The sequence below is a fragment of the Pseudooceanicola batsensis HTCC2597 genome, from assembly GCF_000152725.1.
In the GTDB taxonomy this organism is placed as follows: Bacteria; Pseudomonadota; Alphaproteobacteria; order Rhodobacterales; family Rhodobacteraceae; genus Pseudooceanicola; species Pseudooceanicola batsensis.
Window position 1 is genome coordinate 1,269,839 of the sequence record NZ_CH724131.1, and the last position, 24,952, is coordinate 1,294,790.

18 protein-coding genes and 1 pseudogene are annotated in these 24,952 nt (G+C 68.5%); 14 read left to right on the forward strand and 5 right to left on the reverse strand.

Annotated elements, in window-relative coordinates; genetic code table 11:
- The first annotated feature begins 81 nt into the window (after positions 1–81).
- A complete protein-coding gene (locus OB2597_RS10075) occupies positions 82–2,970 on the forward strand; it encodes a hybrid sensor histidine kinase/response regulator (RefSeq protein ID WP_009805444.1) in 2,889 nt (962 codons plus the stop codon).
- An 87-nt stretch (positions 2,971–3,057) separates the two neighbouring features.
- Here OB2597_RS10075 and OB2597_RS10080 read toward each other — a convergent pair whose 3' ends face one another.
- Positions 3,058–3,630 (reverse strand): TetR/AcrR family transcriptional regulator, encoded by a 573-nt coding sequence (locus OB2597_RS10080; protein WP_009805445.1) that lies wholly within the window; start codon positions 3,628–3,630, stop codon positions 3,058–3,060.
- Positions 3,631–3,731: 101 nt separating this feature from the next.
- On the opposite strand from OB2597_RS10080, the gene OB2597_RS10085 reads away from it, so the two are divergent.
- The 5 genes from OB2597_RS10085 to OB2597_RS10105 all read left to right on the forward strand — a co-directional run bounded on the left by OB2597_RS10085 (position 3,732) and on the right by OB2597_RS10105 (position 11,940).
- Complete coding sequence (locus OB2597_RS10085; RefSeq protein ID WP_009805446.1) at positions 3,732–4,301, forward strand: carboxymuconolactone decarboxylase family protein; 570 nt, start codon at positions 3,732–3,734, stop codon at positions 4,299–4,301.
- Between the two features lie 257 nt (positions 4,302–4,558).
- The gene (locus OB2597_RS10090) at positions 4,559–6,799 is read left to right on the forward strand and encodes an acyl-CoA dehydrogenase (RefSeq protein ID WP_009805447.1); all 2,241 of its coding nucleotides are present in this window, start codon (positions 4,559–4,561) and stop codon (positions 6,797–6,799) included.
- Positions 6,796–8,079: an acetyl-CoA C-acetyltransferase gene (locus OB2597_RS10095; RefSeq protein ID WP_009805448.1), complete on the forward strand. Its 1,284-nt coding sequence runs from the start codon at positions 6,796–6,798 to the stop codon at positions 8,077–8,079. The genes OB2597_RS10090 and OB2597_RS10095 overlap by 4 nt, the downstream gene beginning before the upstream one ends.
- Positions 8,076–10,136: a 3-hydroxyacyl-CoA dehydrogenase NAD-binding domain-containing protein gene (locus tag OB2597_RS10100; RefSeq protein WP_009805449.1), complete on the forward strand. Its 2,061-nt coding sequence runs from the start codon at positions 8,076–8,078 to the stop codon at positions 10,134–10,136. Before OB2597_RS10095 ends, OB2597_RS10100 begins: the two co-directional genes overlap by 4 nt.
- Positions 10,129–11,940: an acetyl-CoA hydrolase/transferase C-terminal domain-containing protein gene (locus OB2597_RS10105; protein ID WP_009805450.1), complete on the forward strand. Its 1,812-nt coding sequence runs from the start codon at positions 10,129–10,131 to the stop codon at positions 11,938–11,940. Before OB2597_RS10100 ends, OB2597_RS10105 begins: the two co-directional genes overlap by 8 nt.
- Before the next feature lie 174 nt (positions 11,941–12,114).
- Here the strand turns inward: OB2597_RS10105 and OB2597_RS10110 are convergent, their stop codons facing one another.
- Both OB2597_RS10110 and OB2597_RS10115 read right to left on the reverse strand, forming a co-directional pair.
- The gene (locus OB2597_RS10110; RefSeq protein WP_009805451.1) at positions 12,115–13,068 is read right to left on the reverse strand and encodes a calcium/sodium antiporter; all 954 of its coding nucleotides are present in this window, start codon (positions 13,066–13,068) and stop codon (positions 12,115–12,117) included.
- A 132-nt stretch (positions 13,069–13,200) separates the two neighbouring features.
- On the reverse strand, positions 13,201–13,707 hold the full coding sequence (locus OB2597_RS10115; protein ID WP_009805452.1) for a DUF2478 domain-containing protein: 507 nt from the start codon (positions 13,705–13,707) through the stop codon (positions 13,201–13,203).
- Positions 13,708–14,193: 486 nt separating this feature from the next.
- Here OB2597_RS10115 and OB2597_RS10120 point away from each other — a divergent pair, with 486 nt between their 5' ends.
- The 8 genes and pseudogenes from OB2597_RS10120 to OB2597_RS10155 all read left to right on the forward strand — a co-directional run bounded on the left by OB2597_RS10120 (position 14,194) and on the right by OB2597_RS10155 (position 22,842).
- Positions 14,194–15,225, forward strand: coding sequence for a LacI family DNA-binding transcriptional regulator (locus tag OB2597_RS10120; protein WP_009805453.1), 1,032 nt, complete (start codon positions 14,194–14,196; stop codon positions 15,223–15,225).
- A gap of 134 nt (positions 15,226–15,359) precedes the next feature.
- Positions 15,360–16,663 (forward strand): annotated as a pseudogene (locus tag OB2597_RS10125) (ABC transporter substrate-binding protein).
- 103 nt (positions 16,664–16,766) lie between these two features.
- On the forward strand, positions 16,767–17,633 hold the full coding sequence (locus OB2597_RS10130) for a carbohydrate ABC transporter permease (RefSeq protein ID WP_009805456.1): 867 nt from the start codon (positions 16,767–16,769) through the stop codon (positions 17,631–17,633).
- A 91-nt stretch (positions 17,634–17,724) separates the two neighbouring features.
- A complete protein-coding gene (locus OB2597_RS10135) occupies positions 17,725–18,555 on the forward strand; it encodes a carbohydrate ABC transporter permease (protein ID WP_009805457.1) in 831 nt (276 codons plus the stop codon).
- Positions 18,556–18,566: 11 nt separating this feature from the next.
- On the forward strand, positions 18,567–19,571 hold the full coding sequence (locus OB2597_RS10140) for an ABC transporter ATP-binding protein (RefSeq protein ID WP_009805458.1): 1,005 nt from the start codon (positions 18,567–18,569) through the stop codon (positions 19,569–19,571).
- Complete coding sequence (locus OB2597_RS10145; RefSeq protein WP_009805459.1) at positions 19,568–20,341, forward strand: L-iditol 2-dehydrogenase; 774 nt, start codon at positions 19,568–19,570, stop codon at positions 20,339–20,341. The genes OB2597_RS10140 and OB2597_RS10145 overlap by 4 nt, the downstream gene beginning before the upstream one ends.
- The gene (locus tag OB2597_RS10150) at positions 20,341–21,831 is read left to right on the forward strand and encodes a mannitol dehydrogenase family protein (protein ID WP_009805460.1); all 1,491 of its coding nucleotides are present in this window, start codon (positions 20,341–20,343) and stop codon (positions 21,829–21,831) included. Before OB2597_RS10145 ends, OB2597_RS10150 begins: the two co-directional genes overlap by 1 nt.
- 60 nt (positions 21,832–21,891) lie before the next feature.
- Positions 21,892–22,842, forward strand: a complete 951-nt coding sequence (locus OB2597_RS10155; protein ID WP_009805461.1) for a carbohydrate kinase family protein — start codon at positions 21,892–21,894, stop codon at positions 22,840–22,842.
- Between the two features lie 550 nt (positions 22,843–23,392).
- Here OB2597_RS10155 and OB2597_RS10160 read toward each other — a convergent pair.
- Together OB2597_RS10160 and OB2597_RS20945 are read right to left on the reverse strand one after the other, a co-directional pair.
- Positions 23,393–24,466: a DUF475 domain-containing protein gene (locus tag OB2597_RS10160; protein WP_009805462.1), complete on the reverse strand. Its 1,074-nt coding sequence runs from the start codon at positions 24,464–24,466 to the stop codon at positions 23,393–23,395.
- A gap of 156 nt (positions 24,467–24,622) precedes the next feature.
- A complete protein-coding gene (locus tag OB2597_RS20945; protein ID WP_009805463.1) occupies positions 24,623–24,949 on the reverse strand; it encodes a hypothetical protein in 327 nt (108 codons plus the stop codon).
- Between the last annotated feature and the right edge of the window lie 3 nt (positions 24,950–24,952).

Below are 24,952 nucleotides of genomic sequence, written 5' to 3' on the forward strand. Positions count from 1 at the left end.
ACGGCGCCTTGCCAATGATGAAGCGGGGCGGCAAGGATACCGCGACCCCGTCCGCCCCTCCAGAGATGATCTTTCCGACCGATGAAACACGATTTCGAGAAACTCTTCCTGGCCGCACCGTCCCCGTTCGTGTTGCTGGACCGCGACCTCAAGATGGTCTGGGCGAATGACGCCTACCTTCACGCCACGGGGCGCAGCCGCGAAGGCATCATCGGCCGCGCCATGTTCGATGAATTCCCGTCCCAACCGGAAAGCGGACCGGGCCGCATGCTTCGCGCGTCGTTCAAACGCGTCTTCGAGGATGGCGTGACCGATCACCTTCCGCTCATTCCCTATCCCATTCCGGGGCCCGACGGAGCGCCGATGGAGCGATATTGGAGCGCCACCCACACCCCGATTAGCGGGGCCGGAGGCGAGGTGGAATTCATTCTGCAGAACACGCAGGATGTGACGGAACTGTATGAACCGGCGCGCCGCACTGCTTTGCCGGCGCCCGACCTTGCCGACCTGCTGCGGCGCGCGGACCACGTCACGCGCCAGATCCACGAACTGGATTCCACCGCCGAATTCTTCCGGATGATCTTCGATCAGGCGCCGAGCTTCATGGCGATCCTGACCGGACCTGAGCACGAATTCCGGATCGTCAACGACGCCTACATGCAGCTGGTCGGCCAACGAGACCTGATGGGCAGGACCGTTCGTGACGCGCTGCCTGAGGTGGAAGGCCAAGGTTTCTTTGAACTTCTCGACAAGGTTTTCCGCACGGGCGAGCCGATAACCCTCAAGGGGGCGGAGATCGACTTGCAGCGCACGGACCGCGGACCGTCCGAACGCGCCTACCTCGATTTCGTCTACCAGCCGTTGACGGGCCGGGACGGCAGCACGATCGGCATTTTCGTCCAGGGCCATGACGTCACCGCGCAGGCGGTTGCGGAGGCCAACCTCAGAGAGGCCGAGGAACGGTTCCGCACCATGGCCCAGACGATGCCCGTCCATGTCTGGACGGCGCGGCCGGACGGCGGGCTCGACTGGTTGAGCGACCAGGTCTACGGCTACACCGGCGGGACCGAGGCCGAACTTTCGGGCACCGGCTGGGTGTCCGTGGTACACCCCGAAGACCGCGACCGCGTCGGCGCCGTCTGGGAGCGCGCCGTCAAGGAGCGGACGACCTATGAGACCGAGTTCCGCGTCCGCCGAGCGGACGGCGCCTATCGCTGGCACCTCGTGCGCGCGACCCCCATCCTCGACGATCGCGGCGGGATCATCCGCTGGATCGGAACGAACTCGGACATCGACGAGCAGAAGGCGATGTCCGAGCAACTGGCCGACCTGAACGCCACGCTGGAGGACCGCGTGGAGCAGCGCAACCGCGAGTTGGAGGAGATGCACGCGAAGCTGCGTCAGAGCCAGCGGATGGAGGCCATCGGAAACCTTGCGGGGGGCGTCGCACACGATTTCAACAACATCCTGCAGGCTCTTTCCGGCAGCCTCGCGATGGCCAGCCGCGAGCTCCCGGACGAGGCCCCGGGACGCGCGCGCATCGAGGCGGCCATGGGTGCGGTCAAACGGGGCGCCAGCCTGTCCTCGCAGCTGCTTGCCTTCAGTCGACGTCAGGCACTTCAGCCCAGACCGCTCGATCTGCGCGACCTGCTGCAGGACATGGATCAGATCCTCCGCAGCGCGATCGGCGAAGCCGTGGCGCTCGAGGTCGAGGCCCCCGACGATCTCTGGCCGGCTTTCGTGGATGCCTCCAGCACCGAGAACGCCGTGCTCAATCTCGCGATGAATGCACGCGACGCACTGGCGGGGCGCGGTTGCCTCCGGATCGAGTTGTCGAACCGTCATCTCACGGATCAGGACGTGGCGGGGGACACTGAGATGCGTGCCGGCGATTACGTCGAGCTGAAGGTCATCGACGACGGCCCGGGGATACCTGCCGAGACACTCAACCACGTCTTCGAACCCTTCTTCACTACGAAACCGGTCGGCAAAGGCACCGGCCTCGGTCTTTCGATGGTCTACGGTTTCGTCCGCCAGTCAGGAGGCCGTGTGACGATCGAGAGCATGCCCGGTGCCGGAACCGTCGTCACGCTCTCGCTTCCCCGGGCCGAGCGCGCGCTCGAACCCCTCCGTTCGCGCTATGCCGGAACCGTGCCCGGCGGCCACGAATCCCTCCTGCTTGTTGAGGACGATCCTGACGTGCGGGACTCCACCGCTGCCATTCTGGAGGAACTCGGCTACTCGGTGCGCACCGCGCCGGACCCGGGCGCAGCGCTGGAAATCATGAAAGCGTGGGATGCGCTCGACATGGTCATCTCCGATGTGGTGATGCCGGGCGACATCGGCGTCGGAGCAATGGTCGACGCCCTGCGGGCGCGCCAGAAGGATTTGCCGGTCCTGTTCATCTCGGGATATTCGCGCGACGCCATCGCTCGGGACGGGCGTGTCGATGCGGGGGTGCGACTTCTGATCAAGCCGTTCTCGCAGGAGGAGCTCGCCGTCAAGGTGCGTGAAGCTCTCGACGCCCGAGGGAACGCTTTTGTCGGCGACGGACCGACGGAGGATCCCGTGCCGCCGGCGTCGCTGGAAACATGCAGGGTCCTGGTGTGCGAGGACGAGGTCCTGATCCGCATGGACATCGTCGCCGTCCTCGAAGACCTGGGCGCGGACGTCAGCCAGGCGGCGACGGGCGGCCAGGCGCTGAAGGCGCTCGAGGATGGCGAATTCGATGTCCTCATGGTGGATGTGGGGCTTCCTGACATGACGGGTGTGGAGGTCGCCCATGCCGCTCGGGCAGCGCGACCCGAACTCGCGATCGTCTTTTGCACTGGCCGCAGCGAAGTGGCATCCGCCGATGAATTCGAACGGTGCGCCGTGCTCCAGAAACCGTTTTGCGACAAGGAATTGACCGCCATTGTCAGACGGCTCTGGATCTCCGGAACGGAACCCGGCGGCGGCGGCGTGCACTGAAAGCGGTCTGCGCCAGCTGACCTGCCGGCGCACATCCGGCAACTGCCCGCGTCGTGAGACGCGGCGCGGTCTCGCGCCCCGCCCGCATCAGAGCCGCGCCAGCCCCTGGCTAATCTGCCGGGCGATTTCCAGCGCGTCAGAGCCCATCCGCTCCGCCGACACCCGAAGGCCCATCAGGTCCGACTGGTACTTCCGCGCCAGGCTGACCGGATCGTTGCCCGGGCCGATATCGCCGGCCGCCTGGGCCTGGCGGAACAGATCGGCAAAGCGCGCCTCCATTCGGCGCAGGTGCTTGTCGGCACGGGCGGCAAGGGGATGGTCGCGCCGGTGCAGCTCGATCAGCGTCTTGGCCAGCATGCAGGCGCAGGCCGGAGCGGTCGAATCTTCGAGAATGAGCACCGGATAGCGCTGCAGAGCGCCGAGCGCACCCAGTTCGGCGGCCAGCGCATCCAGCCGCTTGCCGCCGTCCTGTGCGTAGCGGTCCAGCGCCAGTCCGAACAGCGCGTCCTTCGACCCGAACGCCGCGTAGAAACTGCCCGGTTTCATCTGCAGCGTCGCCTCGAGATCCTTCAGCGACGTGCCGGCCCAGCCCTGCCTCCAGAACAGGTCGCGGGCGCGGTCGATCAGTTCGTTCCGGTCGTAGGAAGGCTTGCGAGGCATTGGTCACTCATTCTTGAACGATCACTAAAATATATACTTGAGTGATCACTCAAGAAACCCTAAATTGAGAGCGCAGACATCAAACACCCAAAGGATCCAGTATGTTCGACTTTCCCTCCCACGATCACGACTCCGCTCCCGAAGGGTCCAAGCCGCTGATCGAATCCTCGCAGAAGGCTTTCGGGCGCCTACCGGGCCTGCACAAGGTGCTGGCCGAAAGCCCGCAGGCCTACGAGGGCTACCAGGTGCTGCACAAGCTGTTCACCGAGACCGAGTTCGACGCAGAGGAACTGACCGTCGTCTGGCAGTCGATCAACGTCGAGAACGAATGCCACTACTGCGTTCCCGCGCATACCGGCATCGCGAGGAACATGAAGGTTTCCGACGAGATAACCGAGGCCCTGCGCAACGAGACCCCGCTGCCGACGCCGAAGCTTGAGGCCCTGCGCAGGTTCACCGTGCAGATGCTGCGCAGTCGCGGCAATGTGACCGAAGCCCAGATGCAGGCCTTCTTCGACGCGGGCTACGGCCACCGCGCGGTGCTGGACGTGATCCTGGGCATGGCGCAGAAGACGATCTCCAACTACGTCAACCACGTGGCCGAGACGCCGGTCGACAAGGTGTTCGAGCCGCTGAAATGGTCCCGCGGGGACAAGCCTCTGGACGTCTGATCGGCTCCGGCCCGGCCGGACCGCCCTGACAAGTGCCCCCTGCACCGTGACCGCGGTGCAGGGCTTTTGCGTTGCGGATCCGCCCGAGTGCGGATCGAGCAGGCGAAAGTTCCGCCATCTCGGCCCCCACGCGAATAGGTCCTCTCCGCCCCACGGCCGGGAACCGGACCAGCCGCCCCTCCTCCGCCGCCCACAATCGCCGCCGTCTCAGGAACCGGTTCGGCAAGCCCGCGTTGGACCGGAAGGAGGATGTGCCAGTGTCATTTCGAAAGTCCCACATCACCAGGCCGATCTTCGATTGGGCCAAGGGTGCCCTGCCGACCCTCTCGGAGACCGAAGCCGAGGCGATCAGCGCGGGAGACGTCCACTTCGAGGCCGAGCTGTTTTCCGGCAAGCCGGACTGGAGCAAGTTGCGCGCCATGAAGGCGCCCGCCCTGACGGAAGAGGAGCGGGCCTTCATCGACGGCCCCTGCCGCGAGTTCTGCGATATGGTGGACACCTGGGTGATCGACCACAGGACCGGCGATCTTTCGTCCGAGGCATGGGACCACATGCGCGACAAGGGCTTTTTCGGCATGATCATCCCGAAGGAGCACGGCGGGCTGGGCTTCTCCGCCTACGCCCATTCCGAGGTCGTCCGCTATATCGCCAGCCACTCGGTCGTGGCGGCGGTGACCGTCATGGTGCCCAATTCGCTCGGCCCGGGCGAACTCATCCTGCAATTCGGCACCGACGAGCAGAAGAGCCAATGGCTGCCCCGGCTGGCCCGCGGCGACGAGCTTCCGGCCTTCGGTCTGACCAGCGAGGACGCCGGATCGGACGCCTCGGCCATGACGGACGAGGGCGTCATCTGCAAGGGCGACTGGAACGGACGGGAGGTTCTGGGAATCCGGCTGAACTGGGCCAAGCGCTACATCACGCTGGCGCCGGTCTGCACCGTTCTGGGGCTGGCCTTCAAGCTGCGCGATCCCGACGGCCTGATCGGCGAGACCGAGGATATCGGCATCACCTGCGCCCTCGTCCCGACCGATCTGCCGGGCGTCGAGACCGGCCGCCGCCACCTGCCCTCGGGCACCATGTTCCAGAACGGACCCACCACCGGCAAGGACGTCTTCATTCCGCTGGACCACATCATCGGCGGCCCCGACTACGCCGGACGGGGCTGGATGATGCTGATGAGCGCACTGGCGGCGGGGCGCGGCATCTCCCTGCCCTCCCTGTCCGCCGCAGCCACGGCCATGGCCGCGCATACCACCGGCGCCTATTCGCGCATCCGCAAGCAGTTCAACCTGCCGATCGGCCTCTTCGGCGGCGTGCAGGAACCGATGGCCCGGATCGCCGCAAGCGCCTACACGATCGATGCGGGGCGCCGCCTGACCACCGCCGCCCTCGACGAGGGGCACAAGCTGGCCGTCATCTCGGCCATCATGAAATACCACGCCACCGACCGGATGCGCGACGCGATCAACGACGCGATGGACGTGCATTCCGGCAAGGCGGTGATCGACGGGCCGCTGAACTACCTGCAACCGATCTACCGGACGATCCCCATCGGGATCACCGTCGAGGGTGCCAACATCGTCACCCGCAACCTCATCATCTTCGGCCAGGGCGCGATCCGTGCGCATCCCCACATCCTGGACGAGATGCAGGCGCTGCAGGAACCCGACCGCGAAAAGTCCCTCGATGCCTTCGACACGCATTTCTGGGCCCATGTGAAGCATTCGGTCCGCACCGTCTTCCGCGCCGGATGGGCTGCCTGGACCGGCCGCGCCGACGCGCCCGCGGATGCCGGCGCCGTGGCGCCGATCTATCGCCGGCTGTCGCGCTGGTCCGCGGCCTTCGCGGTCACCGCCGACATGGCCTTCCTCACCCTGGGCGGCGCGCTCAAGCGGAAAGAGATGATCTCGGCCCGGCTGGGCGACGCGCTGTCCGAGATGTACCTCATCGCCGCCACGCTGAAACGATGGGAGGACGAGGGCCGCAACGAAGAGGACCTGCCGCTGGTCCGGCACGCCGCGGAGACCGGGTTCGCCCGGATCGGGCAGGTGCTGGACGAGACCATAGCCAACATGCCCGCCAGGTGGGTGAACTGGCTGCTGCGTCCGGTGCTCCGCCCCGGCGCGCATCCCCGCGGCCCCTCGGACAAGACCACCGAAGAGGCCGCCCGGATCATCTACGAGCCCAACCCGGCCCGTGACCGTCTTGTCACCGGCTTCCATCCGCCGCATCCCGACAGCGGACTGGGCCTGCTCGAGACCGCCTACCGGCTGGTGCTCGAGGCCGAACCGATCGCCAAGCGCCTGCGCGAGGCCCGCAAGACGCCACGCGCGGCGCTCGAGGCCGGGCTTCTTTCGGATGCCGAATTCGACCAGCTCCGGCGCGTCGACGAGGCCGTGCAGAAGGTCGTGGCGGTCGACGACTATTCCCCCGACGAGCTGCAACAGCTCTTTCCCGACATGCGCCGGTTTACCGGCTGGCAGGAGGCCGCAGAATGAGCAGACCCGTCTACCTCGTCGATGGTGCCCGCACACCGTTTCTCAAGGCGCGCGGGCAGCCCGGCCCCTTCACCCCCGTCGACCTCGCGGTTCAGGCGGGCCGTCCCCTGCTGATGCGTCAACCGTTCGAGGCGACGGCCTTCGACCTCGTGATCCTGGGCTGCGTCAACGTCATCCAGGACGAGATGAACCCCGCGCGCGTCGCCGCGCTCCGCCTGGGCATGGGGGAGGAACAGGTGGCCTTCACCGTGCAGATCAACTGCGGCTCGGGGATGCAGAGCATCGACACCGCCATGCGCTACATCCGCGACGGCAGCCACGAGATGATCCTGGCCGGCGGCACCGAGGCGCTGAGTCACGCCCCCCTCGTCTACAGCCGCGAGGCGACGGAATGGTTCGGCGACATGGCCCGCGCCAAGGGGCCGCTGGATCGTGCCCGCGCGTTCGCGGACGTGCGTCCCGACTTCTTCTCGCCCGTCATCGGGCTGGAACGCGGGCTGACCGATCCGATCACCTCGCTCAACATGGGGCAGACGGCCGAGGTGCTGGCGCATCGCTTCGGCATCGACCGGGTGACCGCCGACACCTATGCCAAGGAAAGCCACGACCGCCTGCACGCCGCGCAGCAGGAGGGCCGGCTCAAGGGCGAGGTCCTGCCCGTCTTCGACCGCGAGGGCGAGGCGCATGAACTCGACGACGGCGTGCGCCCCGACTCTTCGGTGGAAAAGCTCGGCCAGCTCAAACCCGCCTTCGAAAAGCCCTACGGCAAGGTGACACCCGGCAATTCGAGCCAGATCACCGACGGGGCCTCCTGGGTCATCCTCGCCTCCGAGACCGCGGTCGAGGCGCACGGGCTCGAACCCATCGCGCGCATCGTCGACAGCCAGTGGGCCGCGCTCGACCCGGCGATCATGGGGCTCGGGCCGGTTCTGGCCTCGACCCCGCTGGCGCAGCGGCACGGGCTGGACTGCGGCGACATCGACCTGTGGGAGATCAACGAAGCCTTCGCCGCGCAGGTTCTGGCCTGTCTCGCGGCCTGGCAGGACGACAGCTTCTGTCAGGATGTGCTGGGCTACGACGCGGCCTTCGGCCGGATCGACCGGGGTCGGCTGAATGTCGACGGCGGCGCGATCAGCCTGGGCCATCCCGTCGGCACCAGCGGCAACCGCATCGTGCTTCACCTGGCCAATGCGATGAAGGCCCGCGGCGTCACGCGCGGAATTGCAACGGAATGCATCGGCGGCGGCCAGGCCGGGGCGATGCTGCTGGAGGCCGCATGACCGACGTTCTCGACGAAATCACCCCCGACGACACCACCGAAGCCCCGCGCGCCCCCGACACCGTCAACTGGCGGCGCGAAAGCGCGGAGGGGAGGCTGACCCTCTGGCTCGACTGCGAGGATACCGGGACCAACGTCATCTCCGAGGCGGTCCTGCGCGAACTCGACACCCTGCTGGACGAGGCTAAGCAGGCGCAGCCCGACGTTCTGGTGATCCGCTCGGCCAAGCCCGGCGGCTTCGCGGCGGGCGCCGATATCGACGGCTTCGCCGACCTGCGCGGCGAGGACGCCGTGAAGATGCTGCGCCGGGGGCATGACGTGCTCGACAAGCTGGCCGCCCTGCCCGTGACGACGGTGGCCGTGATCCATGGCACCACCCTCGGCGGCGGGTTCGAACTGGCGCTGGCCTGCGACCACCGCATCGGCATCGACGGGGTCAAGGTCGGCTTTCCCGAGATCCAGCTGGGCCTGCACCCCGGCCTGGGCGGCACCTTTCGCCTGACGTCGCTGATCGACCCGGTCGAGGCCATGCAGATGATGCTCAAGGGCAGCAGCGCCCATGACCGCAAGGCGAAGAAGCTGGGCATCCTCGATGCGCTGGTGCCGGAACGCCACGTGGACGCCGCCGTCGCCGCCGCCGCCTCGGGCGAACTGGAGCACGAGGGCGGCGGCTTTCGCGCCAGCGCCCTGCGCACCCGCGCCGCCCGCAGCCTCGCCGCCAACCGGATGCGCGCGGAAAGCGAAAAGAAGGCCCCGCGCAAGCATTTTCCCGCCCCCTTCGCCCTGATCGACCTGTGGGAGGATCACGGCGGCGACGCGGCCGAGATGCAGAAGGCGGAAATCGCCTCTTTCGCCGAACTGCTCGACAGCACCACCGCGCAGAACCTGATCCGGGTGTTCTTCCTGCGCCGTCGCCTCAAGTCCTCGGGCGGACGCGAGGACGGCATCGCCCATGTCCATGTCATCGGAGCCGGCGCCATGGGGGGCGAGATCGCCGCCTGGGCCGCCATGCAGGGCAAGCGCGTCACCATCGAGGATGTCGCGCTCGATCCGCTGGGCGAGACGATCCGCCGCGCCACCCGCGTCTACGACGGGAAACACCTCAGCGGGATCGAGAAACGCGACGCCCTCGACCGGCTGATGCCCGATCCCGACCGGCTGGGCCGCGCCCGCGCCGACCTGGTGATCGAGGCCGCCCCGGAAAAGCCGGGCCTGAAAGAGGACATCTACGCCGAACTGACCGACGCCATGAAGCCCGGCGCGATCCTGGCCACCAACACCTCGAGCCTGCCGCTCGCCTCTCTCGTCGATGCCGCGCCCGATCCGGCGCGCTTCGCGGGGCTGCATTTCTTCAACCCCGTCAGCAAGATGCCTCTCGTCGAGATCGTCTCGCACGACATGGCCTCGACCGAGACGCTCGACCGGCTGGCCGCCTTCACCGTGGGCATCGACCGCCTTCCGGCCCGGGTCACGGACTATCCCGGCTTTCTCGTGAACCGGATCCTCGCCCCCTACATGATGGAGGCGATGCTGATGCTGGACGACGGCCACGACAAGGCCGAGATCGACCGCGCGGCCCTGGCCTTCGGCATGCCGATGGGGCCGGTCACCCTGGCCGACCAGGTGGGACTGGACATCTGCCTCGAGGTCGGGAAGTCGCTGCAGCAGGGGCTCGACACGCCCGTTGCCGCCCCCCCCGACTGGCTGCGCGACAAGGTCGAGAAGGGCGAGACCGGCAAGAAGGCCGGCAAGGGCCTCTACGATTACGACAGCGAAGAACCGCCGCAGGAGCCCGCGGACGATCCCGATCAGGGCGTGATCGACCGGCTGATCCTGCCCATGTGCAACGCCGCGGCGGAATGCCTCCGCAAGGGCGTGGCGCCGGATGCCGAGACGATCGACGCCGCGATGATCTTCGGCACGGGCTGGGCCCCCTTCCGGGGCGGGCCGCTCCACTACGCCCGGGTGCGGCGCGACGTACCAGACGTGCTGAGGTCGCTTCAGGACCTGTACGGCGACCGCTTCGCCCCCGACGAAGGCTGGTCCGACCTTGGCTGAGGCGCGGACCGCCGACGCCATCGCCGCCGAGATCATCGACCGCACCGGGGGCGACATCCGGCTCGCCCTGCCCCTCGGGCTGGGCAAGCCGGTGACGCTGCTCAACGCGCTGACCCGCGCCGTGGCCGACCGGCCCGAGACGCGCCTGTCCATCCTGACGGCGCTGACGCTCGAGCGGCCGGACATGTCGGCGGGCATGGCCCGGCGGTTCATGGCCCCGGCAGCCGACCGCCTCTTCGGCCGCTACCCCGAAATCGACTATGCCCGCATGATGCGCGCGGGCACCCTGCCCGGGAACATCGAAGTGTCGGAATTCTTCATGCTGGCGGGCCGCTGGATCGGCGTCACCGACGCGCAGCGCCGCTATATTCCGGCCAATTACACCCATGCCTACGACGTGCTGGCGGCGTGGCGGCCAAACGTCCTGATGCAGCTGCTCGCGCCGCTCGACGGGGGTTACAGCCTGTCCTGCAACACCGACATCTCGGCCGACCTGCTGCGCGAAAGGCGCGCGGGACGGCTGGACTTCCTCGTCGCGGGCGAAACCAACAGCAACCTGCCCGCCATGGCCGGTCCCGAGGCAGCGCTCTCCGCCGATGAGGTCGATCTCTGCCTCGAGCCGGGCGAAGATTTCGACCTCTTCTCGGTGGTCAAGCGGCCCGTGGGTCATGCCGAACACGCCATCGGGCTGCATGTGGCCCGAACCGTTCCCGACGGCGGCACCCTGCAGATCGGCATCGGCGCGATCGGCGACGCCGTCGCCCATGCCCTGATGATGCGCCAGCGCGGCGACCTCTCGGACGTCACCCGCCGGACACCCTTCGCCCCCGACCCCTTCGACGAGGACGGGCCTTTCGATACCGGCCTCTATGCCGTCACCGAGATGCTGGTCGACGGCCTCCTCCGGCTCTTCGAAGTGGGCATCGTCCGGCGCGAGGTCGACGGAGCGGCGATCCACGCGGGCTTTTTCGTGGACTGCCGCGACTTCTACGAGAGGCTGCGCGCCCTGCCCGAGGCGCAGCGGCGCAGGATCCGCATGATGCCCGTCTCGTTCACCAACCAGCTCTACGGCGACGAAGCCGCCAAACGCGACGCCCGCCGCGATGCGCGCTTTGTCAATTCCGCCATGAAGGCCACCCTGCTGGGCGGGATCGTCAGCGACATCACCTCGAGCGCGCAGGAGGTCAGTGGCATCGGCGGCCAGTTCAACTTTGTCGAACAGGCCTTCGCGCTCGAGGGCGCCCGGGCGGTCCTGACCCTTCCCGCGACCCGCACCCGCAAGGGCGAGACGGTCTCGAACATCGTCTGGAGCCACCCGCACGAGAGCGTGCCGCGCGCCTACCGCGATCTGATCGTGACCGAATACGGCATCGCCGATCTGCGCGGAAAACGCGACGAGGACGCGATAGCCGAGATGTTGCGGATCACCGACAGCCGGTTCCAGGACGACCTGCTGGAGCAGGCGAAATCGGCCGGCAAGGTCGCGTCGGACGTCCGCATCGACCCGCAGTGGCGCGACAACACCCCCGAGCGCCTCGCCGCCTGGCTGGCCCCCCACGAGTTGCCCGCATTCCCGTTCGGCACGGACTTCGATGCGACGGAACGGCAGCTGCTGCCCGCGCTCGACATCCTCTCGGACATCCAGGGCAGCCGCAGGGGCATGGCGCGGCTGATCTGGCAGGGCCTCACCGCGACGCCCCCGCCCGAGGCGATGGCGCGGATGGGGCTCGACGCCCCTGGCTCCCTGCGCGAACGGGCCGAGGCCTGGGCGCTGGCGGGCGCCCTGCGCCGCGCCGGGGAGTGACCGGCGCACCCACGACGCTCGGCACGGGGGGCCTGACGAAAGCCGCGGCCCTCAGCGGACGAGCCCGCAGCCCCCGAGCGGCGCGCGCCGGTCTCCGCCGTCTCGGCCACGTGCCGGACCGCATGGTACGGCAGCGATCTTCGGATGCGCCCTCCGGCGAAGACCGCTCGCGGGTTACGCCAGCAGCCAGGCGATATAGGCGATGTAGGCCGCCAGCATGACGCCGCCCTCGCGGCGTCCGATCCGCCAGCCCGTCCAGGCGAAGAGCACCAGCAGCAGGCTTGCCCCGCACATCACCCAGATGTCGAAGGCCAGGATCTCCGGCGGCATCGCCAGCGGGTGAACCAGCGCCGTGACCCCGAGGATTCCGAGGATGTTGAAGATGTTGCTGCCCAGCACATTGCCCAGGGCCACGTCGCCCTGCTTCTTGCGGATCGCGATGACCGAAGTCACCAGCTCGGGCATCGACGTGCCGATGGCGACGATGGTCAGCCCGATGACGGTTTCGGAAATGCCGGCGGCCTCTGCCAGCGACACCGCACCCGAAACCAGGTAGCGCGCCCCGAAGATCGTCACGACCAGCCCCCCGACCGCCGTCACGAGGGCCAGCCAGACGGGCTGCTCCGGCCCCGGCACGGCCTCGGCCTCGGCCGCGTAGACGCGCGCGGCCTCGGACCGCGCCGCCCGGCTTTCCACGATCAGCGTGAAGGCGAGATAGGCGGCCAGCGCCACGACGAACCCCGCCCCGACAAGCCGCCCGGCCTCGCCGCTCCAGACCGCGCCGAGGCAGAGGGCGCTCGCCAGGATCATGACGCTCCCGTCGCGGCGGAAGGCGGCGGGCTGCACCGTGATCGGCGCCAGCAGGGCCGTCAGGCCGAGGATCAGCAGCACGTTGCCGATGTTGCTGCCCACCACATTCCCCACGGCGATCCCCGGCGCCCCGGCCAACGCGGCCTGCAGGCTCGTCACCAGTTCCGGAGACGAGGTGCCGAACCCCACGAGCGTCAGCCCGATCACCAGGGGCGGAAGCCCCAGCCGGTTCGCCACCGAGACCGCCCCGCGCACCAGCAGTTCGCCCCCGATGATCAGCCCCGCCAGACCCAGAACGACAAACCCGATTGCAGCCATGATCTTCTCTCCTCCGCCGTCCCCCACAGATACGGCGCGGCGGCGGTCGAACAAGGGGTCACGGCGCGGCGCACGGCATCAAACCGGCCGAAGCCGCCCCGGCACCAGTGAATGGCGCGGCCGTCGTGATGCTCAGCCTGCGCCTCTGGCGCCCGCGACCCAGGCCAGGATCGCCTCCGTCTCGGCCGGCACCATCTCTCCGAGGCCGTCCGAGAAGTCGCGAAAGGCGTCGAGGTTCAGGGGGTTGACCACGGTCAGGGTCGGGATCCCCCGCTCCAGCGCACGGCCGATGGCCGCGCGGAAGCCGCGGCCCTGCGCCTCCTGCGCGCCGAACTTGTTCAGGATGAAGACATCCGCCCCGGCCGCGATCTGCGCCTCGACATAGGCGACCCCCGTCTCCAGCGCCGCCACATCCATCCGGCAACCGCGCGAGCCGCGCCCGAGCTGCTGCGCGATGGGAAATGCCGGCCCGTCCGGCAGACATTTCAGGTCCATGTCGCAGGGATGCGCGCCCTCGCCGGGCGCGCGCACCTGGATCAGCCCGGTCACGCAAAGCCCCTGCGCCGTCAGCATCGCGGCCACCTCGGCCAGCACGGCATTCGGCACGCCCCGGTCGGCGGTATGGATATAGCCCAGCATCGACCCGTCCTTTCGCCACGCCCTCGCGGTAGCGCATGCCGCGCCCTCTCGCAAGCGGGCGCGCGGCGGCGACCGACGACGGCCCGGCCGGTGTCAAGCCCCCGGCGCGCGCATCATTCACACTCCGTGAACCTTTTGCGCGTCAAATCCTCGCAACGATCGCATCACCGCCACGGCCCGCCGTCCCGACCGGCCCGCCGACGCGCGGCAGACGTGGCAAGGCAGAGGAGAGCCGCATGAACGCCGACCGCATCCACCCGGGGCACGATCCCCGTCCCCGCCCCGGCCCGGGCACACCCGGCTTGGCGCCCATGTACAGCCGTCGCGCCTCGGCTATAGTCCCCCTCGGCCCGGGCGGCTTGGCACATGCCCCGACGTCCTGTAAACTTGTCACGCGTAAAATCACGCACGACATCATACCGCTCCGCGACGCGCCTCCGGCTGCAGACCGGAACGCACCGCACGAGCGACGGGAGACCTTCGGCCATGAGCCATGCAAAGATCCGCAACATGGAGGAATTCGCGGCGCTGAGCGGCATCTCGCGCCCGACCGTCTCCAAGTTCTTCCACGATCCCGACAGCGTCCGCAAATCCACCCGCGAACGGATCGAGGCGGCGCTCGAGCAGTACAACTATCGCCCCAACATCTACGCGGTGAACCAGAACCGCCGGATGACCAAGAATTTCGGCATTGTCGTCCCCTATCTCGCCGACCCCTTCTTCGCCGAAATCGCCCGCAACATCGAGGAGCTGGTGATCGCAGCCGGCTATCGCCCCATCCTCATGAGCTCGCACGGGGAGCCGGCCAACGAGGTCGAGAACCTCGATGCGCTGCGCGCCATCAAGCCGGCCGGCGTCCTCCTGGCGCCCCTGGGCCGGGCCTCGGACCGCGACGCCGTCGCCGCCTTCTGCCGGGATGTGCCGACCGTTCATTTCGACAGCAATATCGAGGGGATGGGCGATGTCTTCGTCGGCCATGACAACGATCACGCCACCGCCCTCATGGTCGATTACCTGGCCCGCACGGGCGAGCCGCCGGCATTCTTCGAGATGCGCACCCCGACCAATCCGAACGCCGGCAAGCGCCGCCGCGCCTACATCGCCACGATGGAGCGCCTGGGCCACGAGCCGCAGATCGTCCAGGTCGAGGGGCAGGACTGGGAATTCGAGCGGATCGGCTACGAGGGCGGCCTGCGCGTCCTGTCCGATCGCTCGCTCGCGACCGACACGGTCTTCTGCAGCAACGACCGGCTGGCCATCGGCTTTCTCGCCGCCGCCTTCGAAAAGGGCCTGCGGGTCGGCCGCGGCGAGGGCAGCGCCCTGCGCGTGGCGGGACACGACAACCACCCCTTCACGCGGTACACATGTCCGACCCTGACCACCGTGGCGCAGAACTACCGCGCGATCTCGCGCAAGAGCGTCGAGGAAATGCTCGCGCTGATCGAGTCGGACGAACGCCCCGCCACGCGCGAGACCACGCTCTTCGACGGGGAACTGATCGTTCGGGCCTCGGCCTAACCCACGGATTTCTTTACCCGCGCCCACTTTTTCTTTACGCGCGTCAAATTTTCGTTGACGATTTCGCAAGCCTTTGCCTAGTATGATGGCGCACCTGAGGAGAGGTGCAGAACAGTTCCGAGGGAGGAGCCCCAATGAACCTGACGACCGTACTCCGTGCGGCGACCGCCCTGTCGCTCGCCGCCTCCGGTGCAGCCTTCGCCGACACGATCACCATCGCCACCGTCAACAACGGCGACATGATCCGCATGCAGGGCCTCACCGACGATTTCACCGAAAAAACCGGTCACGAGGTGGAATGGGTCACGCTCGAGGAGAATGTCCTCCGCCAGCGCGTCACCACCGACATCACCACCCGCGGCGGCCAGTTCGACATCATGACCATCGGCATGTACGAAACGCCGATCTGGGCGGCCAACGACTGGCTCGTGCCGCTGGACGACCTGCCCGAGGATTACGACGCCGCCGACATCCTGCCCGCCATGCGCGACGGCCTGTCCCACGACGGCACGCTCTACGCCGCGCCCTTCTACGGCGAAAGCTCGATGATCATGTACCGCACCGACCTCATGGAAGAGGCGGGGCTCGAGATGCCCGAAGCGCCGAGCTGGGACTTCATCGGCGAAGCGGCCCGCGCCATGACCGACAGGGACAACGAGATCTACGGCATCTGCCTGCGCGGCAAGGCCGGCTGGGGCGAGAACATGGCCTTCCTCACCGCCATGTCCAACAGTTTCGGCGCGCGCTGGTTCGACGAGAACTGGCAGCCCCAGTTCGACAGCGCGGCCTGGTCCGAGACGCTGAACTTCTACCTCGACCTGATGAACGACGCGGGCCCTCCGGGCGCCTCCTCGAACGGCTTCAACGAAAACCTGTCGCTCTTCCAGCAGGGCAAGTGCGGCATGTGGATCGACGCCACCGTCGCGGCCTCCTTCGTGACCGATCCCGACGATTCCACCGTGGCCGACAAGGTTGGCTTCGCCCTCGCCCCCAGCAAGGAGGGTGTGGACCGGCGCGGCAACTGGCTCTGGGCCTGGGCGCTCGCCATCCCCGCCGGAACGGACAACGAGGCCGCGGCGAAGGAGTTCATCCAGTGGGCGACATCGAAGGAATACATCGAACTCGTCGCCGAGAACGAAGGCTGGGCCAATGTCCCGCCGGGTGCGCGCACCTCGCTCTACGAGAACGAGAACTACAAGGACATCCCTTCGCGCAGATGACGCTCAAGTCGATCAACGCGGCCGATCCGCTCAACCCGACCGTCGAACCGGTGCCCTATGTCGGCGTCCAGTTCGTCGCGATCCCGGAATTCGCGGGCTTCGCTACCGAGGTCGGACAGGAATTCTCGGCCGCGCTCGCCGATCAGCAAAGCGCCGAAGAAGCGCTGGAGAAGGCCCAGGCCCTCACCACTGATGCCATGGAAGCCGCAGGCTACTGACAGGCACCTCCCTGGCCGGGGGACGGGCATCGCGCCTGCCCCCCGGTCCTTTGGCCCCGGCCGCCCTATGCCGGCCCCCTGCCCGCCCCCGGAGGACATCGCCATGGCGACCCAGCATTCCCGATCCGCGGCCCGGTTCATGATGGCCCCCGCCGTGATCCTGCTTCTGGGCTGGATGCTCGTGCCCCTCACGATGACCCTGTGGTTCTCGTTCAAGAAATACCTGCCGTTGCGCGGCGGCGACCTCGGCTGGGTCGGCTTCGACAACTACGTCCGCTTCGTCTCGTCCTCGTCCTTCTGGCCCGCGGTGCAGGCGACCCTGGTCATCGTCCTGGGCGTGCTGGTCGTCACCGTCTGCCTCGGCGTGCTGCTGGCGATCCTGCTGGATCAGCCGATGTGGGGCCAGGGCGTGGTCCGCATCCTCGTCATCGCCCCCTTCTTCGTCATGCCGACCGTCTCGGCGCTGGTCTGGAAGAACATGTTCATGGACCCGGTGAACGGCCTCTTCGCCCACCTGTGGAAGGCCTTCGGGGCCGAGCCGATCTCGTGGCTCAGCGAGGCCTCGCTCTTCTCGATCATCCTGATCGTCTCGTGGCAGTGGCTGCCGTTTGCCACGCTGATCCTTCTGACGGCGATCCAGTCGCTCGACAGCGAACAGCTCGAGGCGGCCGAGATGGACGGCGCGCCGGTGCTGAAACGCTTCTGGTACATCATCCTGCCGCATCTCAGCCGCGCGATCACCGTGGTGGTGCTGATCCAGACGATCTTCCTGCTGTCCATCTTCGCCGAGATCTTCGTGACCACCCAGGGCTCCTTCGGAACCCGGACGCTGACCTACCTGATCTACCAGCGCGTCCTCGAGAGCCAGAACGTCGGCCTCGGCTCCGCCGGCGGGGTGTACGCGATCATCCTCGCCAATATCGTCGCCATCTTCCTGATGCGGATCGTGGGGAGGAATCTCGATGCGTGAGCGCCCCCGACATCGCGCCCCGGACCCGATCCGGGGCCTCCCAGCCACCGACGAGGTCCCGGGTCACACCCGGAACGGAAGGACCTGAGCCATGGCCCGCAGCGTCACCACCAACCGCAAGCACGCCAATACCGTCCTCGCCTGGGGCGTCGGCCTGCTGATCTTCTTCCCGATCCTCTGGACGATCCTGACCAGCTTCAAGACCGAGGCGCAGGCCATCGCCAGCCCGCCGGTCTTCCTGAACTTCGACTGGACGCTGGAAAACTACGCCATCGTGCAGGAGCGCTCGGACTACATGCGCTTCCTGTGGAACTCGGTCATCATCGCCGGCGGCTCGACCCTGCTCGGCGTGATCATCGCCGTGCCCGCCGCCTGGTCCATGGCCTTCGTGCCCTCGAAACGGACCAAGGACATCCTGCTGTGGATGCTGTCCACCAAGATGCTGCCGGCAGTCGGCGTGCTCTACCCGATCTACCTGATCTTCATCCGCCTCGGGCTGCTCGACAGCCGCGTGGGGCTGGTGATCGTGATCATGCTGATCAACCTGCCGATCATCGTCTGGATGCTCTACACCTACTTCCGCGAGATCCCCGGCGAGATCCTCGAAGCCGCCCGGATGGACGGCGCCACCCTGCGCGAGGAAATCCTGTATGTGCTGACGCCGATGGCGATCCCCGGCATCGCCTCGACCATCCTGCTGAACATCATCCTCGCCTGGAACGAGGCGTTCTGGACGCTGAACCTGACCGCCGCCAGGGCCGCCCCCCTCACGGCCTTCATCGCCTCCTATTCCAGCCCCGAGGGGCTTTTCTACGCCAAGCTCAGCGCCGCCTCGACCATGGCGATCGCGCCGATCCTCATCCTCGGCTGGTTCAGCCAGAAACAACTGGTGCGCGGCCTGACCTTCGGCGCGGTGAAATAAGGACAAGACCCATGGGACGTATCACGCTGGACAATGTCACCAAGAGCTTCGGGCCGGTTCAGGTCATCCCGCCGCTGAACCTCACCATCGAGGACGGGGAGTTCACGGTCTTCGTCGGCCCCTCGGGCTGCGGCAAGTCGACCCTGCTGCGGCTGATCGCGGGGCTCGAGGACGTGAGCTCGGGCGAGATCCGGATCGACCGGCAGGATGCCACCCACGTCCCGCCGGCCAAGCGGGGCCTGGCGATGGTCTTCCAGTCCTACGCGCTTTATCCGCACATGTCGGTGCGCAGGAACATCGCCTTTCCGCTGCGCATGGCCAAGATGGACCAGGCCGAGATCGACCGCCGGGTGAACAGCGCGGCCGAGGTGCTGAACCTCGGCGACTACCTCGACCGGCGTCCGGGGCAGCTTTCGGGCGGTCAGCGCCAGCGGGTCGCCATCGGCCGCGCCATCGTGCGCGAACCGGCGGCCTTCCTCTTCGACGAACCGCTGTCGAACCTCGACGCCGCGCTGCGTGTCGGCATGCGTCTCGAGATCAGCGAGCTGCACGAACGGCTCAGGACCACGATGATCTATGTCACCCACGACCAGGTCGAGGCCATGACCATGGCCGACAAGATCGTCGTGCTGCGCGCCGGCGTGATCGAACAGGTGGGCAGCCCGCTCGAGCTCTACCGCACGCCCCGCAACCTCTTTGTCGCGGGCTTCATCGGCTCGCCGCGGATGAACCTGATCGAAGGGCCCGAGGCCGAGAGACGCGGCGCCCATACCATCGGCATCCGCCCCGAACATATCGAGGTGACCGAGGGCCCGGGGGCCTGGTCCGGCACCGTCGGCGTGGCCGAGCACCTCGGTTCGGACACCTTCTTTCATGTCCACGAGACCGGCCTGGCCGAAACCATCACCGTGCGCGCCGGCGGCGAGGTCGGGTTCGATCACGGCGACCGCATCCACCTGACTCCGCGTGAGGACCTGATCCACCGGTTCGGCGCCGACGGGCTGCGGTTCGAATGAAACGGCTCGACGGCAGGACCGCCCTTATCACGGGCGCGGCGCGCGGCATCGGGCGCGCCTTCGCCGAGGCCTACGTGGCCGAGGGCGCACGCGTCGCCATCGCCGACATCGATTTCGGCCGGGCGCTGGAAGCCGCCGCCGCACTCGGCGAGGGGGCCATCGCCGTCGGGATGGACGTGGCCGATCAGGACAGCATCGACCGCGCCGTCTCGGAAACCGTGGCGGCCCTGGGCCGGATCGACATCCTGGTGAACAACGCCGCCGTCTTCACCGCCGCCCCGGTGGTCGAGATCGGGCGCGCCGACTTCGACCGCGCCTTCGCGATCAACGTCGCCGGCACCCTCTTCACCATGCAGGCCGTCGCGCGCCACATGATCGAACACGGCATCCGCGGCCGCATCATCAACATGGCCAGCCAGGCGGGGCGCCGGGGCGAGCCTCTGGTCGCCGTCTACTGCGCGACCAAGGCGGCGGTCATCAGCCTGACCCAGTCGGCCGGGCTGGACCTGATCCGGCACGGCATCAAGGTCAACGCCATCGCCCCCGGCGTGGTCGAGGGCGACCACTGGGACGGGGTCGACGCGCTGTTCGCGCGATACGAGGGCAAGAGGCCAGGACAGAAGAAGCAGGAGGTCGGCGCGGCGGTGCCCTACGGCCGCATGGGTCGCGCCGAGGACCTGACCGGCATGGCCGTCTTCCTCGCCTCGGACGAGGCCGAATACATCGTCGCCCAGACCTACAACGTCGACGGCGGCAACTGGATGAGCTGATGACCCCCAAGGAACCGGCCCGCGTGAAACTTTCGAACGAGACCCTCGCCAACCTTCCTGAGACGATCGCCCGCCCGGTCTACGACCGCGGTGCGCTGAGCCCCGGCATCGTGCATATCGGGCTGGGCAATTTCCACCGGGCGCACCAGGCGTGGTATCTGCACCGGCTGATGCAGCAGGGCGAGGCGCTCGACTGGGCGATCATCGGCGCCGGGGTCCGCCCCTATGACGAGGCGCAGCGCCGGCGGCTGGCGGCGCAGGATCATCTCACCACGCTGATCGAACTCGACCCCTCCGGCACCCGGGCCGAGGTGATCGGCCCGATGATCGACTACCTTCCCGTGACCGAAGGCAACGGCCCCCTGATCGACTGCATGGCGGCGCCGGAGATCCGCATCGTCTCGCTCACCGTGACCGAGGGCGGGTACTACATCGACCCGGCCGGCGGCGGTCTGGACACCGAACATCCCGACATCCGTCACGACGCCGCCCATCCCGAGACCCCCCGCACCGCCTTTGGCGCGATGGTGGCCGCGCTGAAACGGCGCCGTGCGGCGGGCCTCGGCGCCTTCGCCGGACAGAGCTGCGACAACCTGCAGGGGAACGGGGCGATCCTGCGCCGCACGGTGGTCTCGCTCGCGCGGCTTTCGGACCCCGGTCTCGCCGACTGGATCGACGCGAACGCCAGCTTTCCCGACGCGATGGTCGACTGCATCGTCCCGGCCACCGGTGAAAAGGAACGCGCCCTCGCCGCCGCGCTCGGCATCGACGATCTCGTCCCGGTCAGCCACGAGAATTTCCGCCAATGGGTGATCGAGGACGATTTCTGCGCCGGGCGCCCGGACTGGGACCGGGCGGGCGCGCAGTTCTCGGACGATGTTCACGGCTACGAGATGCAGAAGATCCGCATCCTGAACGCGGGCCACCAGATCATCGCCGCCCCCGCCGAGGTGCTGGGCATCGAGACCATCGCCGAGGCCATGGCCGACGCCCGGATCCGCACCCTCTATCGCCGGGTCGCCACGCAGGAGATCGCGCCGCACGTGGTGCCGGTGGCGGGCATGTCGCCGACGGAGTACATCGACCTGATCGAGCGGCGTTTCGCGAACCCGGCCATCGTCGACACGGTGCGCCGCGTCGCCTTCGACGGCTCGTCCCGGCATCCCGGGTTCCTGCTGCCGACCCTCCGGGACGCCCTGGCCACCGGCGCCCCGGTCGAGGGCCTGGCCCTGGTCGAGGCGCTCTGGGCCCGCATGTGCCAGGGCACGCGCGAGGACGGCAGCCGGATCGCGCCCAACGATCCCTGGTGGGACAGCCTGACCGCCGTGGCCGAGACCGCCCGAACCCGCCCCCGCGCCTGGCTCGAGATGCGCCGGATCTACGGCGACCTCGCCGATGCCGGGATCTTCGCCCGGGCCTTCGAGACATGGCTGGCGAAGATATGGCAGGATGGCGTGGCCCCCGCCATCGACGGCTATCTCGCCCGCTGACGGCGGCGCGGGCCGAGGCGCCCTGATGCCACCGACTGGAACCCCGACCCGAGGCCCGACATGATCCTCTGCTGCGGCGAAGCCCTGATCGACATGATCCCCGCCCCGACCGACGCCGGGCGCGAGGGGTTCGTGCCCCACTCCGGGGGGGCGGTCTTCAACACGGCCATCGCCCTGGGACGGCTCGGCGTGCCGGCGGGGATGCTGACCGGCCTCTCGACCGACATGTTCGGCGCGCAGCTGATGGGCGATCTCGCGGCCAGCCGTGTCGATACGGGTCACGTCATCCGGTCGGACCGCCCCAGCACCCTGGCCTTCGTGCGGCTGACCGGGGGCAAGGCCGACTATTCCTTCTTCGACGAGAATTCGGCCGGGCGCATGCTGACGCCGGACGCGATGCCGGACCCGGCGCCGGGGGTGCGGGCGATGTTCTTCGGCGGCATCAGCCTGGCCTGCGAGCCCGCCGCCGGGGGCTATGCCGATCTCGCCACGCGCCGGGCCGGGGACCGGGTCGTCATGATCGACCCGAACATCCGCCCCGGGTTCATCGCCGATCCCGCCCGCTACCGCGCCCGGCTGGAGGCCATGATCGCCGCGGCGGATATCGTCAAGCTCTCGGATGAGGATCTGGACTGGCTGGACCCCGGCCCCGAACCGGCCGCGGAGCGGATCGGCGGTCTGCTGCGCAGGGGCCCCGCCCTCGCCATCATGACCCGCGGGCGCGCGGGCGCCGTCGCCGTCCGGTCCGACGGCACGAAGATCGAGGTGCAGGGCCGGGACGTCACGGTCGTGGACACGGTCGGCGCGGGCGACACGTTCAACGCCGGCCTGCTGGCCAGCCTCGACGGCCAGGGCCTTCTGACTAAGGCCGCCCTCCGCAGCCTGCCGGAGGGTGCCCTGCGCGCCGCGCTTTCCTTCGCCGCCGAGGTGGCGGGGGTCACCGTCTCGCGCGCCGGGGCAGACCCGCCCTGGGCACATGAGGTAGGGGGTGGCGGGCGTTCTCCGGACTGACGGCTGTCGCGCAGGATGGCAGAGGACGGGGATGCGGGGAGACCGGGAGATCCCCGGTCGGGGCCGGGGATGCCGGGTGTGCAGGACCCGCTGACCTCGGACCCGGTCGGGGGGCTGTCTGCCCCCCGCCGCGCGGGCGCGCGGCTCCCCCCGAGGATATTTTCCGGACCAAAGAAGCGGGGGCGGGCGCGGGTCGGGAGGTCGCGACGAGCGGCCGGGCCTCCGTCTCGATGCGGACGGTCCGGAGTGGGTCGGTCGAGGCGGCGCGATGGCGAGGCGCGCGGCGGCGGTCGTGGCCGGGAGGTCGCCGGGTGTCACGGGACGGCCCGTGGCGGCCCGTGGCGGTCCGCTTCCAGCTCGTGACAGGCGGCGTGCCGGGTGGCGCGGGCCGCGGCCTCGCGCAGGGGGGGCGGCCTGACGGGCCGGAGGCCTCGGGGCGGCCACCGCGGGCGGGACGATCCGCGCCCGCCTGTCGGGTCGACGCGGACCGTCGCCCCCTTCACGGGACATGGCAGCCGGGCGCGGGGCCCCGGGAGCACGGCACGCGGGATCACCCCGCCGCGGCGCGGTTCCAGCGGATCGAGGACCAGAGCGCCACGCCGATCAGCAGGGCGCCGCCCAGACCGGTGATCACCTCGGGGATCTCGACGAAGGACTGCAGGAACATGATCACGGCGAGGATCGTGATCGCGTAGAAAGCCCCGTGTTCCAGGTAGCGGTACTGGCTCAGCGTGCCCTTCTCGACCAGCATGATGGTCATCGAGCGCACGTACATCGCCCCGATCCCCAGGCCGATGGCGATGACGAAGAGGTTCTGGCTGAGGGCGAAGGCGCCGATCACCCCGTCGAAGGAGAAGGAGGCGTCGAGCACCTCGAGATAGAGGAAGGCCCCGAGCCCGCCCTGCGCGCCCGTCTTCATCGCCTCGTTCCGGTCGAGGATCCCGCCCAGGACCTCGACCGCGAGAAAGGTGATGAGCCCCCAGATCGCCGAAACGAGGAAACTGTGCCCCTTGTCCCCGCCATGCAGCTGGCTGATCGCCATCACCACCCCCAGGACCAGCGCGATTTCGATCCCCTTGACGCTGGCGTAGCGGGCGATCCGCTCTTCCAGCCAGCGCACCCAGTGGATGTCCTTTTCGTGGTCGAAGAAGAAGCCCAGCCCCACCATCATCAGGAACGTGCCGCCGAAGGCCGCGATCGAGAGATGCGCCTCGTGCATGATCCGGGCGTAGGCTTCGGGCTCGCTCGCCGCGAGGCGGATGGCCTCGACGGGCCCGATGTCCGCCGCCACCACCACGATGAGCAGCGGAAACACGATGCGCATGCCGAAGACCGCGATCAGGATCCCCCAGGTCAGGAACCGGCGCTGCCAGACGGGCGACATGTCCTTGAGCTTGTTGGCGTTGACGATGGCATTGTCGAAGGAGAGGCTGATCTCGAGCACGGCGAGCACCGCGCATATGAAGAAGATCGTCAGCGTTCCCTCGACCGTGCGGGACCCGGCCCAGCCCAGCCAGCCGCCGAGGATCAGGCCGGCCGCGGTCACGGCGAAGGCCCAGAAGAAATAGCTTATCGCGCCCCTGTCGCGGCGCTCCGGCAGAGGGCCGGTATGGTGTGAAGACATGCGTACCCGTCGTGCGGCTCGGTCGCGTTCGGTGCCGACATCACGAACGCGCCGCCACGTCCGCCAGAGGGGCCCGGTCACCACCCTTGGGTTCGCCCGATTGTCGCATCTGCCGCGCGGCATGCAAGGCCCGCGCAGCAGATTTCTTTTGCACGCTCAGGGCCGGGGCCGCATGGCCGAGCGCGCGGCCGCCCCGGCGCCGAACCCCTGCGCGAAGGCGGCGCCGAGCCCTCCGGCCGTGAGACCCGCCGCCGCCGCGGGCGGAGGCGCCACATGGGGCCGGCGCGTTCCGAGGGCCACCACCAGGGCGCCGAGGCCGAAATAGGCACACCCGATCACCAGCGCGGCGAACTGCGCGTCGCGCGCCGCGGCCAGCGCGATCCAGGCGGCGACGGTCAGGAACCCGGCCCCGATCAGCATGAGAAAGGCGCCGGCCAGCCCGAAGCCGGCGCGCCGCACGGACAGTCTGAGAGCGGTCAGCATCTG